Annotated in this window: 17 protein-coding genes; 8 read left to right on the forward strand and 9 right to left on the reverse strand. The window is 72.2% G+C overall.

All coding sequences use genetic code 11. The features are described 5' to 3' along the window. The first annotated feature begins 5 nt into the window (after positions 1 to 5). The 4 genes from ACFYO9_RS31540 (at position 6) to ACFYO9_RS31555 (ending at position 3,770) form a co-directional block, all read left to right on the forward strand. Positions 6 to 836 (forward strand): VIT family protein, encoded by an 831-nt coding sequence (locus tag ACFYO9_RS31540; protein ID WP_355818745.1) that lies wholly within the window; start codon positions 6 to 8, stop codon positions 834 to 836. Positions 837 to 974: 138 nt separating this feature from the next. Beyond that, entirely contained in the window at positions 975 to 1,946 is a 972-nt protein-coding gene (locus ACFYO9_RS31545) for a sterol desaturase family protein (protein WP_358777496.1), read from the forward strand. Next, on the forward strand, positions 1,943 to 2,668 hold the full coding sequence (locus tag ACFYO9_RS31550; RefSeq protein ID WP_355818751.1) for a lysoplasmalogenase: 726 nt from the start codon (positions 1,943 to 1,945) through the stop codon (positions 2,666 to 2,668). Before ACFYO9_RS31545 ends, ACFYO9_RS31550 begins: the two co-directional genes overlap by 4 nt. A gap of 58 nt (positions 2,669 to 2,726) precedes the next feature. Next, positions 2,727 to 3,770, forward strand: coding sequence for a zinc-binding dehydrogenase (locus ACFYO9_RS31555; RefSeq protein WP_355818753.1), 1,044 nt, complete (start codon positions 2,727 to 2,729; stop codon positions 3,768 to 3,770). 27 nt (positions 3,771 to 3,797) lie between these two features. On the opposite strand, the gene ACFYO9_RS31560 is transcribed toward ACFYO9_RS31555, so the two are convergent. The 5 genes from ACFYO9_RS31560 to ACFYO9_RS31580 all read right to left on the reverse strand — a co-directional run bounded on the left by ACFYO9_RS31560 (position 3,798) and on the right by ACFYO9_RS31580 (position 10,290). Next, positions 3,798 to 4,814, reverse strand: coding sequence for a CopD family protein (locus ACFYO9_RS31560; protein ID WP_355818863.1), 1,017 nt, complete (start codon positions 4,812 to 4,814; stop codon positions 3,798 to 3,800). 196 nt (positions 4,815 to 5,010) lie between these two features. Continuing rightward, positions 5,011 to 6,423, reverse strand: a complete 1,413-nt coding sequence (locus ACFYO9_RS31565) for a CoA transferase (RefSeq protein WP_358777532.1) — start codon at positions 6,421 to 6,423, stop codon at positions 5,011 to 5,013. Between the two features lie 44 nt (positions 6,424 to 6,467). Next, a complete protein-coding gene (locus tag ACFYO9_RS31570; protein WP_358777497.1) occupies positions 6,468 to 7,034 on the reverse strand; it encodes a hypothetical protein in 567 nt (188 codons plus the stop codon). 113 nt (positions 7,035 to 7,147) lie between these two features. Then, a complete protein-coding gene (locus ACFYO9_RS31575; RefSeq protein WP_358777533.1) occupies positions 7,148 to 8,656 on the reverse strand; it encodes a S8 family serine peptidase in 1,509 nt (502 codons plus the stop codon). An 86-nt stretch (positions 8,657 to 8,742) separates the two neighbouring features. After that, entirely contained in the window at positions 8,743 to 10,290 is a 1,548-nt protein-coding gene (locus ACFYO9_RS31580) for a S8 family serine peptidase (RefSeq protein ID WP_358777498.1), read from the reverse strand. 355 nt (positions 10,291 to 10,645) lie between these two features. On the opposite strand from ACFYO9_RS31580, the gene ACFYO9_RS31585 reads away from it, so the two are divergent. The 3 genes from ACFYO9_RS31585 to moaA all read left to right on the forward strand — a co-directional run bounded on the left by ACFYO9_RS31585 (position 10,646) and on the right by moaA (position 13,856). Then, on the forward strand, positions 10,646 to 11,056 hold the full coding sequence (locus ACFYO9_RS31585) for a DUF485 domain-containing protein (protein WP_358712768.1): 411 nt from the start codon (positions 10,646 to 10,648) through the stop codon (positions 11,054 to 11,056). Next, positions 11,053 to 12,690: a cation acetate symporter gene (locus ACFYO9_RS31590; RefSeq protein ID WP_355818764.1), complete on the forward strand. Its 1,638-nt coding sequence runs from the start codon at positions 11,053 to 11,055 to the stop codon at positions 12,688 to 12,690. The genes ACFYO9_RS31585 and ACFYO9_RS31590 overlap by 4 nt, the downstream gene beginning before the upstream one ends. Before the next feature lie 158 nt (positions 12,691 to 12,848). Beyond that, positions 12,849 to 13,856, forward strand: a complete 1,008-nt coding sequence (gene moaA / locus ACFYO9_RS31595; RefSeq protein ID WP_358777499.1) for a GTP 3',8-cyclase MoaA — start codon at positions 12,849 to 12,851, stop codon at positions 13,854 to 13,856. On the opposite strand, the gene ACFYO9_RS31600 is transcribed toward moaA, so the two are convergent. Both ACFYO9_RS31600 and ACFYO9_RS31605 read right to left on the reverse strand, forming a co-directional pair. Then, positions 13,857 to 14,075, reverse strand: coding sequence for a hypothetical protein (locus ACFYO9_RS31600; protein WP_355818769.1), 219 nt, complete (start codon positions 14,073 to 14,075; stop codon positions 13,857 to 13,859). It lies immediately after the preceding gene. A 209-nt stretch (positions 14,076 to 14,284) separates the two neighbouring features. Next, a complete protein-coding gene (locus tag ACFYO9_RS31605; RefSeq protein ID WP_358777500.1) occupies positions 14,285 to 14,671 on the reverse strand; it encodes a DUF3099 domain-containing protein in 387 nt (128 codons plus the stop codon). 223 nt (positions 14,672 to 14,894) lie between these two features. Between ACFYO9_RS31605 and ACFYO9_RS31610 the strand changes: the two genes are divergently transcribed. Continuing rightward, complete coding sequence (locus tag ACFYO9_RS31610) at positions 14,895 to 15,173, forward strand: GlsB/YeaQ/YmgE family stress response membrane protein (RefSeq protein WP_355818868.1); 279 nt, start codon at positions 14,895 to 14,897, stop codon at positions 15,171 to 15,173. A 67-nt stretch (positions 15,174 to 15,240) separates the two neighbouring features. Here ACFYO9_RS31610 and tyrS read toward each other — a convergent pair whose 3' ends face one another. Both tyrS and ACFYO9_RS31620 read right to left on the reverse strand, forming a co-directional pair. After that, positions 15,241 to 16,509 carry a tyrosine--tRNA ligase gene (tyrS, locus tag ACFYO9_RS31615; protein ID WP_358712774.1) on the reverse strand — a complete coding sequence of 423 codons (1,269 nt, stop codon included), beginning with the start codon at positions 16,507 to 16,509 and terminating at the stop codon, positions 15,241 to 15,243. 56 nt (positions 16,510 to 16,565) lie between these two features. Next, on the reverse strand, positions 16,566 to 17,960 hold the full coding sequence (locus ACFYO9_RS31620; RefSeq protein ID WP_358777501.1) for a TldD/PmbA family protein: 1,395 nt from the start codon (positions 17,958 to 17,960) through the stop codon (positions 16,566 to 16,568). Positions 17,961 to 18,191 lie beyond the last annotated feature (231 nt).

Here is an 18,191-nt window from a genome sequence, read left to right on the forward strand (position 1 = left end):
CCCGGATGAGCGAGCGGATGAGTGGTCGGGCGCCGGACAGCGAACCCCCGCGCGGTGAGCGGCCGTACGAAGAGACCCCGGACGGGCCCGCGCCGGAAGAGACCCGCGGCGAGACGGCCGCCGACGTGCCCGGCGGCGCGCACGGCGAGGCGCACGGCGGCGCCCTCGGCTCCCGCCTCAACTGGCTGCGGGCCGCCGTCCTCGGGGCCAACGACGGCATCGTCTCCACCGCGGGCCTCGTCGTCGGCGTCGCGGGTGCCACGGACGACCGCGGCGCCCTGCTCACGGCGGGCCTCGCCGGGCTGCTCGCCGGGTCCATGTCGATGGCCGCGGGCGAGTACGTGTCCGTCTCCACGCAGCGCGACGCGGAGAAGGCCGCCCTCGCCCTGGAGAAACGCGAACTGCGCGAACAGCCCGAGGCCGAACTGGCCGAGCTGGCCGGGATGCTGGAGGAGCGGGGGCTCAGCCGCGAGGTGGCCCGCGAGGCTGCCCAGCAGCTCACCGAGCGGGACGCCCTGCGCGCCCATGCGCGCGTGGAGCTCGGCATCGACCCGGACGAACTGACCAACCCCTGGCACGCCGCCTGGGCCAGCTTCGTCGCGTTCACCGTGGGCGCGCTGCTGCCGCTCCTCGCGATCGTGCTGCCGCCCACCGCCTGGCGGCTCGGCGTCACGGTCGGTTCCGTCCTCGCCGCGCTCGCCCTCACGGGCTGGAGCAGCGCCCGCCTGGGCGCGGCGCGGGCGCGGCCCGCCGTGGTGCGGAACGTGGCGGGCGGCGCCCTCGCGATGGCGGTGACGTACGGGGCAGGGGCGCTGCTCGGGGCGGTCGGCGTGTGACCCCGGGCGGGGCGCCGGGATCCCCGCCGTTCAACGCCGCCTTTGGCGGGGATCACCAACAACCGCTCCCGTACCGTCGGTAATACTTGTCGGTAACAACCCCTAGTCGTGAGCGAAGAGCCGTTCTACGGTGCACGCATGTCCCCGAACCTGCCCGATGTCGTGCTGTGGTCCATCCCTGCCTTCGTGCTGCTCACGGTCGTCGAGATCGTGAGCCACCGGATCCATCCCGACGACGACGCCGCCGGGTACGAGACGAAGGACGCCGCCACCAGCGTCGGCATGGGGCTCGGCAGCCTCGTCTTCGACTTCCTGTGGAAGATCCCGATCGTCGCGATCTACACGCTGGTCTACGAACTGACCCCGCTGCGCGTGCCCGTCCTGTGGTGGACGGTCCCGCTGATGCTCCTCGCCCAGGACTTCTTCTACTACTGGTCGCACCGGGGCCACCACGTCATCCGCATCCTGTGGGCCTGCCACGTGGTGCACCACTCCAGCCGCAAGTTCAACCTCACGACGGCGCTGCGCCAGCCCTGGACGAGCCTCACGGTGTGGCCGTTCTACCTGCCGCTCATCGCCTGCGGCGTGCACCCCGCGGCCCTCGCGTTCTGCTCGTCGGCCAACCTCGTCTACCAGTTCTGGATCCACACCGAGCGGATCGGGAAGCTGCCCCGCCCCTTCGAGTTCGTCTTCAACACGCCCTCCCACCACCGCGTGCACCACGCGTCCCAGGGCGGCTACCTGGACCGCAACTTCGGCGGCATCCTGATCATCTGGGACCGGCTCTTCGGCTCCTGGGTCGCCGAGACCGACCGCCCCGTCTACGGCCTGACCAAGAACATCGACACGTACAACCCGCTGCGCGTGGCGACCCACGAGTACGCGGCCATCGCCAAGGACCTGAAGGCGGCGGCCAGTTGGCGCGAGCGCGCCGGGCGGGTCTTCGGCGGCCCGGGCTGGCAGCCGAAACCGAAGCCGGCCCCCGAGACGGCTGCCCCGGCCCCGGAGACGGCTGCCCCGGCCTCAGCGGAGGCGCCCACGCCTGCGCCCGCCGTTCCCACTCCCGCCCCCGCCGCCCTCGACGCCACGGTCCCGGAGCACGCGGCGTGACGCGCAGGCCCGCGCCGAGGCTCCTCCTCGGTGCCTTCGGCGTGCTCGCGCTCGGCGACCTCCTCGCGCTCCTGGCGGACTTCGGCCCCGGCCACGCCGTGTGCAAGCCGCTGCTCATGCCGCTCCTCGCCGGGTACGTCGCCGCAGTCGGCGGCCCCCGGCTGCTGATCGCCGCCCTGCTCTGCGGCTGGGGCGGCGACACGCTGCTGCTCCTCGACGCGGACCCCGCCTTCCTCGCCGGAATGGGGTCGTTCGCTGCCGGGCACGTCTGCTACCTCGTACTGTTCCGGCGGTACGGGACCATCCAGCGGTACGCGACGGTGGGCGGCCGGGGCGGGTCGCCGCGGACGCGGGGCGCGGTGCTCGTCGGCGCGTACGCCCTCGCGCTCGCGGTCACCGTGGCGCTGCTCTGGAGCGACCTGCCGGCCGACATGCGGGGCCCGGTCGCGGGGTACAGCCTGCTGCTCACCGCCATGGCCTTCGGCGCGACCACGCTCGGCGTCACCGCGGGCGCCGGCGGGGCGCTCTTCCTGCTCTCCGACACCCTGATCGCGACCGGCGTCGCCGAGTGGCCCCAGCTGCCCCGGCCCGACTTCGCCATCATGATCACGTACATCGCGGCCCAGTACCTGCTGGTCACAGGGGTGCTCGCGGCGCCCGGAGCGCGAGCGCCGCAGGCCCGGGCGTACGGTGGGAGCCAGCCCGTCGGCGCCGAGTCCTGACCCGCGCCGCCGGCACCAAGCCACCACCCCGCACCCCCCCCCGCACCAAGGAACCACCATGCGCGCCACGACCATCCACGCCCCGTTCGACCTGCGCGTGGAGGACGTGCCCGAGCCCGTCGTGCAGCTGCCCACCGACGCCGTCGTCCGCGTGCTGCGGGCCTGCGTCTGCGGCAGCGACCTGTGGGCCTACCGCGGCGAGGCCGCCCGGCAGCCCGGCCAGCGGATCGGCCACGAGTTCCTCGGCGTCGTCGAGGACGCCGGGTCCGAGGTGAGCGGCGTGCGGCGCGGCGACCTCGTCGTGGCCCCCTTCATGTGGTCGGACGGTACGTGCGACTACTGCGCGGAGGGCCTCACCACGTCCTGCGAGCACGGCGGGTTCTGGGGCTCCGTCGGATACGACGGCGGTCAGGGCGAGGCGGTCCGGGTGCCCTTCGCCGACGGCACCCTCGTACGGCTGCCCGCCGAGGCCGCGTCCGACGACCGCCTCCTCTCCGCGCTCCTCGCCCTCTCCGACGTCATGGGCACCGGCCACCACGCCGTGCTCGGCGCGGGCGTGCGGCCCGGATCCACGGTCGTGGTCGTCGGGGACGGCGCGGTCGGCCTGTGCGCGGTCCTCGCGGCCCGGCGGCTCGGCGCCGAGCGGATCATCGCGCTCGGCCGGCACACCGCCCGTACGGACATCGCGCGCCGGTTCGGCGCCACCGACGTCGTCGCCGAGCGCGGCGACGCGGCGGTGGCGGCGGTCCGCGAGCTCACCCGGGGCCACGGCGCCCACGCCGTCGTCGAGGCCGTCGGCACCGAGCAGTCCATGCGCACCGCCGTGGACGTCACGCGCGACGGCGGCGCGATCGGGTTCGTCGGCGTCCCGCACGGCAGCGGCACCGGCCTCGACCTGAGCGTCCTGTTCAACAAGAACATCGCGCTGCGCGGCGGCGTCGCGCCCGTCCGCTCCTACATCCCGGAGCTGCTGCCCGACGTCCTCGACGGCACGATCGACCCCTCGCCCGTCTTCGACCTGACGGTCGGCCTGGAGGACGTGCCCGCCGGCTACAAGGCGATGGACGGGCGCACCGCGCTCAAGGTCCAGATCGCGCTGTAGCCCGCCGTACGGCGGAGTACGGCGGGCTCACCAGCGGATCGGCACCGGCACCGCGGTGAGCAGCGCCGACACCACCACGACGACGCCCAGCGCGATCACCTCCCCGCGCGCGGGGACGTACGCCGACGCCCGGCCCGCCGCGCGTAGCAGCCGCCGCCGGGCCACCACCGCGAGCACCGCGACGACGGCCACGAGGAGCAGTTTGGCGAGCAGGGTGCGGCCGTAGGCCGTCCCGGTGAGCTGGTCGAGCACAGTGTGCGGGGGCATCCGGCGCAGCGTGCTGCACACCCCGGTCGCGGTGATCGCGGCGAACAGAACGGCCGCCACGCGCGCGTAGAGCCCCAGTACCGCGACGGCCTGCTCCGGAGCGGACGTCCGCCACCGCCGCAGGACCCGCAGCACGTACAGCAGCCCGCCCGCCCACAGCGCGCCGCAGGACAGGTGCACCAGAGTGAGGCCGCTGCCGACCAGCGGGGCGTCCTCCACCGGAGGGTGGGCCCGCAGCGCCTCCGCGACGATCACCGCGGTCAGCGGGAGCGCGGCGAACGACGGGCGCCGGGAGCGCGCGCAGAGGGCGGCCGCGATGAAGGCGTTGACCTCAAGGAGGGCGAGCCGGCCGTCGCGGGTGTCGTAGAGGCGGCCGATGTCCAGGTCGGCGAGTTCCCGCGGCACGAGGTTGCCGTTCGCCACGATCGCGGCGAGCCCGAGCGCCGCGGCACACCCCGCCCACGCGGCGTACGAGCCCCAGCCGCGCGGCGCCCGCCCCAGCGGCGCCCCCGGGACCCGGCGGGCAAGACGCGTGGCGAACACCTCGCCCACCTGCACGGACAGGGCGGCGAACAGGACCGTCCGCAGGAGCGTGACGACGACCGTGCCGGGCGCCTCGGCCTCACCGGTGCCGCGCAGCGCCGCCGAAGGGCCGAGCAGCGGGATCAGCGTGGCGACGACCACGAGGACGAGCACGGCGACGGCCCGCCCGGGGGAGGGGCGGCGGCGCGGGGCGCGGTGCGAGACGGGGGCGGGCGCGGGTGCGGTGACCGGTATGCCGGCCGGCGCGTCACCCCCGGACTCGACGGACGGGCGTGGTCGTACGGAGCTCACCACAAGATCTTCACCAGGGGGTCCGCCGACGGGCAAGTCCTGAGGGACAACCGGTGCCAGACGGTCCCGAACGGACCCTCGGCTTCAGGCGGGGCGTCCCGTTCAGGCGGAGCGCCCCGGGGCCGTGCGGGACGCTCCCTCAGCTCCACCGCGCCCGGTCGCCGCCCCACCGGCCCGGCGGGCGGGCCCAGTCGGCCGGCCCGCCCGCGAAGGAGACCGGCGGCAGGGCGTACCGGAGCCGTCCGACCGGGCTGTCCACCTCGACGAGCCGCCGCGCGGGCCCGTCGTGCGGGCTGCCCACCTCGACGCGGCCCTCGTGGTCACCCCGGCCCCCGCCGCCTGTACCGCCACCCCCGCCCCCGCCCGTCAGCCACGCCGCCGTCTGCGTCAGGGCGAGCCGCACCCCGTACGAACCACCCGCCGTCGCCCGCTCGGTGAGCGAGCGCAGGACCGCCGCGGCGAGGAGGTAGCCGGTGCCGTGGTCCAGCGCCTGGGCGGGGAGCGCGCCGGGGCGTTCCGGGCTGCCCTCGACGACGGCGATCCCCGTCGCGGCCTGTACGAGACTGTCGAAGCCGCGCCGCCCGGCCCACGGCCCGCTCCCGCCCCACGCGGACAACTGCGCGAGGACGACGCCGGGCCTGCGCGCCGCCAGTTCCCGCGCGCCGAGCCCGAAGCGGTCGAGGGCGCCGGGGCGGTAGCCGGTGACGACGACGTCGGCGCGGTCCAGGAGTTCGTCGAACGTGCGGCGGTCGGTACGGTCGTCGAGGTCGAGCGTGGCGGACCGTTTCCCGAAGCCGGTGTCCGTGTGCTGGTCGGCGAGTTCGGGCAGCCGCGGCGAGTCGACGCGCAGCACGTCCGCGCCGAGCAGCGCCAGCGTGCGGGTCGCGACCGGGCCCGCGACGACCCGGGTCAGATCGAGCACGCGCAGCCCCGCGGCCGGCCGCAGGGGGCTGCCGGCGAGCGAGGGCAGGGGCCGCGCGGGGCCGTCGCCGATCCGCTCCCGTACGAGCAGCGGGCGCCTCGCCACGGCGGCGCCCTGCGGATGGGCCGCCCACTGCGCGGGGTCGCGCACCGCGACGGCGAGGCCGCCCGCCGCGTACACCGCCCCCTCGACGGCCGTGGCGGTCCGTTCGGCGACGGCCTCCGCGAGGGCGTCCGCGTCGGCCCGCTCGGACAGCCCCAGCGCGGCCGTCAACGCGGCCCGGTGGTGCGGGTAGTTGGCGTGCGTGCGCACCCATCCGTCGGCGGCGGGCCAGAACCGGGACAGGGGCGCGAAGCTGACCGGCGCGCGCCCGTCGACGCGCAGGTGCCGCTCGCTGGTGAAGGCGGTCGCCACCGCCCCGTCGTCGACCCGTACGGCCGACACGTCCCGCCCGTCGCGTGCCGCCACCGACTCGGCGGCGGCCAGCGCGCAGACGCCCACACACGCGCGGGCGAGATCGATGACGGGCAGCCGCGCGGGCAGGGCACCCTCGCGTACGACGACGGAGAGGCGGGAGAGGAGCGCGGGATCCCCGCCGAGCGCGGTCCAGGCCGACGCCGTCGCGGACAAGGGCGTGGCCCAGGCCGACGAGGCTCCGGTCAGCGGTGAGTGCGTCACGCGGAGGGCACGGTCCCTTCCGGGGCGGAGGCGGCCGACCACCACAGCCGGATCGACTGCTCCGGTACGGACGGGCGCAGTTCCCAGCCATGGGCGGCCGCCGCCTGCACCACGTAATGGCCGCCCACACCGCGATAGGCGCGCCACGGGATCTCGCACTCGGTGGGCGGCATCTTGCGGGGCGCGCGCGGCGCCGACGCCCGGGCGGTCCAGTCGGCGAGCCGCTTGTCGATCGTGGCGCGGTAGTACGCGGTGTCGCCCTCGTGCCGCAGCTCCGACCAGCGCACGCACCAGCGCGGCAGCCGGGTGATGCGGCCGAACGCGCGGTCCATGAACGTGTCGAAGCCCTTCTCGTACGAGGAGCTCACCGCGGCGATCACCTCCGTGGCAAGGCCGATGGCGAGGGTGCCGGCGAAGACCACGATGCCGAAGACGATCCAGAACGGCAGGAACACCGCGGTGGCGGCGAAGCCGAGGACCAGTTGCCACCGCGGGCGGGTGGGCCATGCCACCCAGTGCTCCGTGCCGGTCACGACGAATTGGGCGTCCCTGTACTCGTACATGACCCGAGATCCTCTCGCACGTCACGCGCGAAGGGCCGGGCGGCCCCGCGACCGCCCGGCCCACCACGCAAGGAAACAACGCTACTTGCGCACGGTGTCACTCGTACACGGCGCTACTTGCGCACGGCGTCCAGCGCGTCGGCCATGCCCACGCCGTAGAAGCCGTTGTCGTTGCGGCCGCCCTCGCAGACCGCGTCGACCTTGCCGTCACCGTCGATGTCGTACGGGTCGGGGCACTTCATCGCGTCCGCCTGGCGGTACAGCAGCGCCTTGATGCGCGCCGCGGAGGCGTGCGGATGCGTCGACTTGAGCAGCGCGGCCACGCCCGCGGCGTGCGGCGACGCCATCGACGTGCCGGCCTTGTAGCCGAACTTGCCGCCCGGCAGCGTCGACAGGATCCTGCCGTCCACGGCCGGCGGGTTCGGCGTCTGGTACTTCGTGGAGTCGCCGCCCGGCGCCGCGATGTCGACGACGCCCTTGCCGTAGTTCGAGTACGAGGACTTGAGCCCCTTCGCACCGGTGGCCGAGACCGTCACGACGCCCGGCAGCTGCGACGGCAGGTCGAAGCAGTCCTTGGTCTTGATGGTCCGCGGCACCGGAGTGGTGTCGTCGGGGCTGGAGTCGTCGAGGATCTCGTCCTGGGCGAGGTCGGTCTCCGCGTTGCCCGCGGCCGCGACGTTCACCGCGCCCTTGCGCTCCGCGTACTTCGTCGCCCGGCCGACCGCGTCCACCAGGGCCTTCTGGTCGGCGTCGGTCTTGCAGTTGAACAGCCACGGGTCGGTGTAGTAGCTGCTGTTGGTGACGTCGACGCCGTGGTCGGCCGCCCACACGAAGCCGCAGACGACGGCCTCCGTGTAGTACATGCCGGTGGCCGGCTCGGCCACCTTCAGGCTCGCCACCTTCACGCCGGGCGCCACCCCCGTGACACCGGTGCCGTTCTTCGCGGCGGCGATGGTGCCCGCCACGTGCATGCCGTGGTCGCTCTCCCCGGCCACCGGCCGCCACGCGTCGCCCTTCTGCACGGGCACGCCGCCCAGGCAGCTCGCGGACGCCCGGCGGTCGAAGTTCGGCGCGATGTCGGGGTGCGTGTCGTCGACGCCGGAGTCGAGCACGCCGACGGTGACCTTGCGGCTGCCGAGCGAGATCGCGTGCGCCTTGTCCGCCTTCATGGCGGGCAGGTCCCACTGCAGGGGCTCCAACTCGTCCTGACCGGCCGACGCTTGCCCCGCGGCGGCCTTCGCCTCCGCGGCGGTCAGCGGGCGGTCCGCCTCCAGGGCGTCGTCGGCCTGCGCCGACAGGGGCGCGGTGCGGGTCGCGCCCGCCGAGTCGACGCCCTTCACCCGGCGGATCGTCTTCGCGAAGTCCGGGTTCGCCGAGTGGACGACGATGACGCCGATCCTGTCGTACGCGATGACGACGTCACCCCCGGCCTTGGCGACGGCCTTCTTGACGCGCTCCGAACTCCCCTTGCCGGGGCGGACGTTCACGACGTAACTCATCGACGCGGCGTCCGACGTTCCACCCGGTGCGGCGGCGGAGGCGGCGGACGAGGCCGGGGCGTCCGGGATCGCGGCGGGTCGCGCGGAGGCCGTCCCGGGCAGGAACGCGACGGCCGAGACCATCGCGACGCCGAGCGGCAGGGCCAGCGCGCGGCGCGAGCGCAGGAGGGCGGCCGTGGTGTGGGACCTGGTCACGAACTGTCTCCCCTTCACTTCTTCTTCACGGCGTCGAGCGCGTCGACGAGTCCGCTGCCGTAGAAGCCGTTCCTGCTCTTGCCGCCGTCCTCGCAGACCGCGTCGACGACACCGTTGCCGTCGGGGTCGTACGGCCCGGACGGGCACTCCAGCCGGTCGGCCTGCTTCTTCATCAGCCGCTGCAGCTCGGCGGGGCCGGCCTTGGGGTGCGTGGACTTCAGGAGCGCGGCGACGCCGGCGGCGTGCGGCGAGGCCATCGAGGTGCCCTGCAGCCAGCCGTACTCGCCGCCCGGCAGGGTGGAGAGGATGCGGCCGTTCTTCGACGGGGTGTCGGCCGGGATCTGGAACTTGTCGCCGCCCGGCGCCGCGACGTCGATGACGCCCTTGCCGTAGCTGGAGTAGATCGACTTCAGGTTCTGCACACCGGTCGCGCTGACGGTGACGACGCCCGGCAACTGCGTCGGCACGTCGAGGCACTTGTGCGGGTCGATGGTGCGGGACACCGGCGTGGAGTCGTCCGGGCTGGAGTCGTCGACGATCGCGTCGGAGTCCAGGTCATGGCTGGAGTTGCCGGCGGAGGCGAGGTTGAGGGTGCCCTTCTTCTGGGCGTAGAGCTGGGCGCGGTTGACCGCGTCGAGAATCGCCTTCTGGTCCGGGTCGTCCTTGCAGTTGTACAGCCAAGGGTCCACGTAATAGCTGTTGTTGGTGACCTCGACGCTGTGCTCGGCGGCGAACACGAAGGCGCAGACCACGTTCTCCGGGTAGAACAGCTCGTCCACCGGGTCGGCCACCCTGATGGCCGAGACCTTCACGCCGGGGGCCACGCCCGCGACGCCGACGCCGTTGCGCGCGGCGGCTATCTCACCTGCCACGTGGGTGCCGTGGTAGCTCTCCTTCGACGACGGGCGCCAGGCCCCGGGAGAGGTGTCGGCCTTGCCGCCGACGCAGCTCGCGGACTGCGAGGGCGAGAAGTTGGCGGCGAGGTCGGGGTGGGTGTCGTCGACGCCGGTGTCGATCACGGCGACGGTGACCTTCTTGCTGCCCGGGTTGATCTTCGCCGCCTTGTCGGCGCCGATCGCCCGCAGGTCCCACTGGTCGGCCTCCATCGGCTCGGCGCCCGGCGCGGCGCTCCGCTTCAGGGCCTTGGCCTCGGCCTTCGAGAGCGGCTTCGCCTTGCCGTCCTCGGTGGTGCCCGCCGCCTTCAGCGGCGACGTGTGGGTCGCGCCCGCGGACTGCACGCCGCGGACGCCGCGTATCCGCTCGCCGAACTCGGGATTCGCCGAGTGCACGACGATGACGCCGATCTTCCCGTACGTGACGACGACGTCGCCGCCGGCCCGGGCGATCGCCTTCTCGACGTACGCGATCGTCTTGCGGTCCGTACGGGTGTTGACGACGTACGCGAAGACGGGGGCGTCCTGCGCGGACTGCGCCGACACGGGCGCGGGCGCCTCGTTCGGGGCCGCGGTCGCGGCGCCCGGCATGAAGCCGACCGAGGCGGCGAGGGCGAGGCCGAGCGGCACGGTGAGCGCCGTACGACGTCTGGAACGCAGATGAGCCATGGGATCTCCACATCATCCGGAGACGAGAACCGCACACGGAATTGCATACGGAACTGCCCGAACACGGCTGGTGCTCGGGCAGGTACATGACGGGTCGTTCAGGGTGAAGCTAACCCTGAAAATCCCAGGCCAGCAATGACTTCCCGAAGAAATGGGGGAGTTCGGCCACGTCGTGCGCACCGCCGGGCCGTTGAGCAGAGAACGGAAGCAACATCAACCCCCTGTCGGATCACGTCCCATGGCCTTAGCATCGCCATCCGTGGCTCACGTGATCCGCGTCACTGTCGGAAGCGAGACCCGAGAGCCCGTGGAACAACTGTCCGTCCCCACCCCACCCGCACCACGAGGAGACTCCGTGGCCACCGACGCACCGCCCCCTTCGAAGGGTGGCGCAGGAAAAGAACCCGCTCCCCACGCGCCCTCCACGGAGGAGTTCATCGAGGTGCAGGAGAGCGCGGAATTCGGTGAACTCCGCCGCTCACAACGCTCGTTCGCCTTCCCGCTCACCGTCGCCTTCATCGCCTGGTACCTCGTGTACGTGCTGCTCTCCAACTATGCGCACGACTTCATGGGCACCAAGCTGTTCGGCAACATCAACGTCGCCCTGGCCCTCGGCCTCGGGCAGTTCCTGACCACCTTCCTCATCGCGTGGTTCTACTCGCGGCACGCCGCCGCGCAGCTCGACCCGAAGGCCGAGGCGATCAGGACCCGCATGGAACACGGCGGACAGGCCCGTCCGCAGACCCGCCTGGAGGGCGACGCATGAGCACCGCGCACCCCGCCGTCATCGAGCTGGCGGCCGCGTCCGACGCCTCCGAGCACCGGACGCTGATCATCAGCCTCTTCGCGGTCTTCGTCGTCGCGACCCTCGTCATCACCGTATGGGCGGGCCGGCAGACCAGGAACGCCGCCGACTTCTACGCGGGCGGCCGCCAGTTCACCGGATTCCAGAACGGCCTGGCGATCTCCGGCGACTACATGTCCGCCGCGTCCTTCCTCGGCATCGCGGGCGCCATCGCCCTCTTCGGGTACGACGGCTTCCTCTACTCCATCGGCTTCCTGGTCGCCTGGCTCGTGGCGCTCCTCCTGGTCGCCGAACCGCTGCGCAACTCCGGCCGCTACACGATGGGCGACGTCCTCGCGTACCGCATGCGCCAGCGCCCCGTCCGTACCGCCGCGGGCACCTCCACCATCGTCGTGTCGATCTTCTATCTGCTCGCGCAGATGGCCGGCGCGGGCGTCCTGGTCTCGCTGCTCCTCGGCATCACCAGCGACGCCGGCAAGATCCTCATCGTCGCCCTCGTCGGCGTCCTGATGATCGTCTACGTCACCATCGGCGGCATGAAGGGCACCACGTGGGTGCAGATGGTCAAGGCCGTCCTGCTCATCACGGGCACCATCCTCATCACCTTCCTGATCCTGCTGAAGTTCGACTTCAACGTCTCGGACCTGCTCGGCACGGCCGCCACCAACAGCGGCCACGGCTCGAAGTTCCTGGAGCCCGGCCTCAAGTACGGTGTCTCCGGCACCTCGAAGCTGGACTTCATCTCGCTGGGCATCGCCCTGGTCCTCGGCACCGCGGGCCTGCCGCACATCCTGATCCGCTTCTACACGGTGCCGACGGCCAAGGCCGCCCGTAAGTCCGTGAACTGGGCGATCGGCATCATCGGCGCCTTCTACCTGATGACCATCGTGCTCGGCTTCGGCGCCGCCGCCCTGCTCAAGCCCGGCGAGATCATCGCCTCCAACAAGGCCGGCAACACGGCGGCACCGCTCGCCGCCATGGAGATCGGCGGCGGCGGTGACTCCACCGGCGGCGCGCTCCTGCTCGCGGTGATCTCCGCGGTCGCCTTCGCCACCATCCTCGCGGTCGTCGCGGGCCTCACCCTGGCCTCGTCGTCGTCGTTCGCGCACGACATCTACGCGAACGTCATCAAGAAGGGCAAGGCCACCGAGAAGGAGGAGATGAAGGCCGCCCGCTGGTCGACCGTCTTCATCGGCATCGTCTCCATCGCCCTCGGCGCCCTCGCCCGCGACCTGAACGTGGCGGGCCTGGTCGCCCTCGCCTTCGCCGTCGCCGCGTCCGCGAACCTGCCGACGATCCTCTACAGCCTGTTCTGGAAGAGGTTCACCACCCAGGGCGCGCTCTGGTCCATCTACGGGGGCCTGATCGCCGCCGTCGGCCTGGTGCTGTTCTCGCCGGTCGTCTCCGGCAAGCCCAGCTCGATGTTCCCGGACGCGAATTTCGACTTCTTCCCGCTGGAGAATCCGGGCCTCATCTCCATCCCGCTGGGCTTCCTGCTCGGCTGGCTCGGCTCGCTCCTGTCCAAGGAGGAACCGGACAAGGGCAAGTACGCGGAGCTGGAGGTCAAGTCCCTCACCGGCGTCGGAGCGCACTGACACCCCCTTGTTCGCCCCTCCGCAGCGGCCGCGTCGTAGAGTCCTACGACGCGGCCGTACCGTTCCTCGTGGCAAATGGCCCATGGTCTTGTCAGAGGTCTGGCGTAAGGTCGAAAGCAGTCGGGAACATCAGCACCAACCGCCGGGGAGGGGCCGCAGTGCTCATCGACACCTATGGCCGCGTAGCCACTGACCTGCGCGTATCACTGACCGACCGCTGCAATCTGCGCTGCACGTACTGCATGCCGGAAGAAGGCCTGCAGTGGCTGGCCAAGCCTGACCTCCTCACCGACGACGAGATCGTCCGCCTCGTGCGCATCGCCGTCACCCAGCTCGGCATCACGGACGTCCGCTTCACCGGCGGCGAGCCCCTGCTGCGCCCCGGCCTCGTCGGCATCGTCGAGCGCTGCGCCCAGCTGGAGCCCCGCCCGAAGATGTCCCTGACGACGAACGGCATCGGCCTCAAGCGCACCGCGCAGGCCCTGAAGGCCGCGGGCCTGGACCGGGTCAACGTCTCCCTGGACACCCTGCGCCCCGAGGTCTTCAAGACGCTCACCCGCCGTGACCGCCACAAGGACGTCATCGCCGGCCTCGAAGCGGCCCGCGACGCCGGCCTCACCCCGGTCAAGGTCAACACCGTCCTGATGCCGGGCCTGAACGACGACGAGGCCCCGGACCTGCTGGCCTGGGCGGTAGAGAACGACTACGAGCTCCGCTTCATCGAGCAGATGCCCCTCGACGCCCAGCACGGCTGGAAGCGCGACGGCATGATCACGGCCGGTGACATCCTGGAGTCCCTGCGCACCCGCTTCGAGCTCACCGAGGAGGGCACCACCGAGCGCGGCTCGGCCCCCGCGGAGCGCTGGATCGTGGACGGCGGCCCGCACCGCGTCGGCGTCATCGCCTCCGTGACCCGCCCGTTCTGCTCGGCCTGCGACCGGACCCGGCTCACCGCCGACGGCCAGGTGCGCACCTGTCTGTTCGCCACCGAGGAGACCGACCTGCGCGCAGCGCTGCGTGCGGCCCCCGAGGACAGCACGGACGGGTCGGACGAGGCCATCGCCCGTATCTGGAAGCTCGCGATGTGGGGCAAGAAGGCCGGCTCGGGCCTGGACGACCCGTCGTTCCTGCAGCCCGACCGCCCGATGTCGGCGATCGGCGGCTAGCTAGCCGCTCTCGCGGGCCTGCCACTCGGCGAGCGGCACGACGTCCTTCAACATGCCCCGGACGCCCAGGAACTGGGCGAGGTGCTCGCGGTGTTCGTCGCATGCGAGCCACGTCTTGCGCCGCTCCGGCGTGTGGATCTTGGGGTTGTTCCAGGCGAGCACCCAGACCGCGGCGACGCGGCAGCCCTTGGCGGAACAGATCGGGATTTCGTCACTCACCGTCGCGTCCAACCGTTCACCACAACGCGTCCAACCGTTCACAACAAGGCGACGCCGAGCAGCCACGGGGGGAGCTGCCCGGCGTCGGTCTGTCGCTCCGACGGGGGATGCGGAGCGCGTACGAAGTATGTCATGGGGGACCCGGTGACTGGCACCGGAACTACATGATTGATCTGAGCTTTTCTTGAGCTTGGCGCATCGTCGACGGGTCAGCCCGGCTCGTGCGCGGCGCCCCGTCGCTGGTCGTGCGCGGCGCCCGCGGGATCTTCCGGGACGGATTCCGCGGCGGCGGCCGAAGGCGGCGGAGCCAGCATTGGCCGAGAAGGGGCGGGTACGAACGTCGACGGCAGCGACGGGGCGTTCTCCCGGCCCGCGTTGGCGATCACGACGGAGACGTACGGCAGGAGGATCCCGAGCACCAGAGCGACGAGAGCGACGTGCCGCTCGACGTTCCACAGCACCGCCGCGGCCACGACGGAGACCGTCCTGACCGACATGGAGATCACATACCGGCGCTGCCTGCCCCGGACGTCCTCCGCGAGACCCTGCCGGGCCCCCGTGATCCGGAAGACCTGGCCGCTGCTCTGCTTCCGCATCACGTTCCACCGCCCTGTCCGCTGTGCCGGACTCTCCCTGGTACCTGCCCCGGTCCGGACAGCTCAACGTTACGCCGCGACTGCGCCGCCCACGAGACCGGGGGCGGCCCCGCCTCGGTGCCCTTCCTGCGCCGTGCCACGTATGGGGGTGCCCGACATGCGCCGTATGGCGGACCGGACGACACTGACCGTAACGCTCATGCAGAGCTACGAGGAGGCAGCTATGGGCTGGTTGTGGGCGATCATCGTGGGGTTCGTGCTGGGGCTGATTGCCAAGGCGATCCTGCCCGGGAAGCAGCACAGTCCGCTCTGGCTGACCACGGTGTTCGGAATCATCGGAGCCGTCCTGGGCAACTGGCTCGCGACGCAGTTCGGCATCAACGAGACCAAGGGCATCGACTGGGGGCGCCACGCACTGCAGCTGGTCGCCGCGGTCGTGATCGTCGGCCTCGGCGACGCCGCGTACAAGATGATCCGGGGCAACAAACGACGAACGGCCTAGCCGCACCGACGCACGACGAGGGGGCCGGTCCGGGCGGACCGGCCCCCTCGCCTGTGCGCGTGGGCGCTCAGCCCGCCGTGACCTCGACCGCGGCCAGGTTCTTCTTGCCGCGGCGCAGCACCAGCCACCGGCCGTGCAGCAGATCGGCGGCGGCCGGCACGGCGTCCTCGGCGGTGACCTTCACGTTGTTCACGTAGGCACCGCCCTCCTTGACCGTGCGCCGGGCCGCGGACTTGCTCGCCACCAGGCCGACCTCGGCGAGCAGGTCCACGACCTGGCCGAGCTCGGCGACCTTGATGTGCGGCAGCTCGGAGAGCGCCGCGGCCAGCGTCGCCTCGTCCAGTCCGGCGAGGTCGCCCTGGCCGAACAGCGCCTTGGACGCGGCGATGACCGCGGCGCACTGGTCCGCGCCGTGCACCAGCGTGGTCAGCTCCTCGGCGAGCGCGCGCTGTGCGGCGCGCGCCTGCGGCCGCTCCTCGGTCTGCTTCTCGATCTCCTCCAGCTCCTCGCGGGACTTGAAGGAGAGGATCCGCAGGTACGTGGAGATGTCCCGGTCGTCCGTGTTCAGCCAGAACTGGTAGAACGCGTACGGCGTGGTCATCGCCGGGTCGAGCCAGACGGCGCCGCCCTCGGACTTGCCGAACTTGGTGCCGTCCGACTTGAGCATCAGCGGTGTGCCGAGCGCGTGCACGGTGGCGTCCGGCTCCAGGCGGTGGATCAGGTCGATGCCCGCGGTGAGGTTGCCCCACTGGTCGCTGCCGCCGGTCTGCAGCGTGCAGCCGTACCTGCGGTAGAGCTCCAGGAAGTCCATGCCCTGCAGCAGCTGGTAGCTGAACTCCGTGTAGGAGATGCCCTCCTGGGACTCCAGGCGGCGGGCCACGGAGTCCTTGGTCAGCATCTTGTTCACCCGGAAGTGCTTGCCGATGTCGCGCAGGAACTCGATCGCGGACATCCCCGCGGTCCAGTCGAGGTTGTTCACCATCGTCGCGGCGTTCTCGCCCTCGAAGGACAGGAACGGCTCGATCTGCGAGCGCAGCCTGGCCACCCAGTTCGCGACCGTCTCCGGGTCGTTCAGGGTGCGCTCGGCGGTCGGCCGGGGGTCGCCGATCTGGCCGGTGGCCCCGCCGACCAGCGCCAGCGGGCGGTGACCCGCCTGCTGGAGCCTGCGGACGGTGAGGACCTGCACCAGATGCCCGACGTGCAGGCTCGCCGCGGTCGGGTCGAAGCCGCAATAGAACGTGACGGGACCGTCCGCGAGCGCCTTGCGCAGTGCGTCTTCATCGGTGGACAGGGAGAAAAGGCCCCGCCACTTCAGCTCGTCGACGATGTCCGTCACGGTCTCGTGTCTCCTCGGGTGTGTCTGCTCGATGCACGAAGGTGCAAGGTCCGAGGTTATACGCCCTGGCTGACCGAACTCATGTTGAAGTCGGGGACGCGCAGCGCGGGCATGGCGGCCCGGGTGAAGTAGTCGCCCCACTCGCGCGGCAGGGTCCGCTCCGTGCGGCCCGCCTCGGTGGCCCGGCCGAGCAGGTCGACCGGCGACTCGTTGAACCGGAAGTTGTTCACCTCGCCCACCACCTCGCCCTTCTCCACCAGGTACACGCCGTCCCTGGTCAGCCCGGTGAGCAGCAGCGTCGCCGGGTCGACCTCGCGGATGTACCAGAGGCAGGTCAGCAGCAGTCCGCGCTCGGTGGCCGCGACCATCTCGTCCAGGGAACGGGTGCCGCCGCCGTCCAGGACGAGGTTGTCGACGGCCGGCGTGACCGGGAGCCCGGTCAGGGCGGCGCTGTGCCGGCTGGTGGTGAGGTGAGCGAGCTCACCGTCGCGGATCCAGTCGGTGGCGGTCAGCGGCAGGCCGTTGTCGAAGACGGAGGCGTCCCCGCCCGAGGAGTGCGCGAGCACGAACGGCGCCGACTCCAGGCCCGGCTCGTGCGGATCGCTGCGCAGCGTCAGCGGCAGGTTGGCGAGCCGCTCGCCCAGGCGCGTGGCGCCGCCCGGCTTGGCGAAGACGGTGCGCCCCTCGGCGGCGTCCCGCGCCGAGGCCGACCAGATCTGGTAGATCAGCAGGTCCGCGACGGCCGTCGGCGGCAGCAGCGTCTCGTACCGCCCGGCGGGCAGGTCGACGCGCCGCCGCGCCCAGCCGAGCCGCTGCGCGAGCTCGGCGTCCAGGGCCGCCGGGTCGACGTCCTTGAAGTCGCGGGTGGCCCGCCCGGCCCACGCCGACTTGGTGCGGTCCGGCGACTTGGCGTTCATCTCCAGCGTGCCGCTCGGCTGGTCGTGGCGGAGCCGGAGCCCCGTCGACGTACCGAGGTAGCTGGAGACGAACTCGTGGTTGGCGAAGCCGTACAGCTCGCGGCCGCCCTCCTGCGCGCGGGCGAAGGCCTCGCCGAGCGCCGGGGCGAACTCCGCGAAGACGGCGGAGGAGGTCTCGCCGGGGGCCTCGGTGAAGTCGGCGGCCGGGGCCGCGCCGGTGACCAGCGGCTGCGCGTCCTCGGCGGGCTCCGCGCCGCGCGCCGCCTCCTCGGCGGCCCGCACCAGCGGCTCCAGGTCGTCCGCGGTGACCGCCGCGCGCGTGACGACGCCGGAGGCGGTGCCCTCCTTGCCGTCGACGGTCGCGATGACGGTGAGGGTGCGGCCGCGGGTGACGCCGTTGGTGGTCAGCGCGTTGCCCGCCCAGCGCAGGTTGGCGGTCGACTCCTCGTCGGCGATCACGACGCAGCCGTCGGCGGTGGACAGTTCGAGGGCGCGCTCGACGATCTCGTGCGGCTTGCTTGCGCTGCGGCTCATCGTCCGGCCTCCTGAGTGGTGTTCCGGCCGGGCTGGGCCTTCTCCTCATGGCCAGTGTTTATGCAGGTCAAGCGGTGTGTCACGGGCTACCCTCAATCCCTGTCTATACCGGTTGAAACCGGACTGTGCGGGGTCTGGTGATGACTTGGTGTCGACCTCGGCCCCGCTGACCTTCGGCTCTCTCGCGACGATATGCCGGAGCCGGCCGAGGGAGGGCGGGGCAGTAAGTGG

It is taken from the genome of Streptomyces sp. NPDC005863 (assembly GCF_042871345.1).
Classification (GTDB): domain Bacteria; phylum Actinomycetota; class Actinomycetes; order Streptomycetales; family Streptomycetaceae; genus Streptomyces.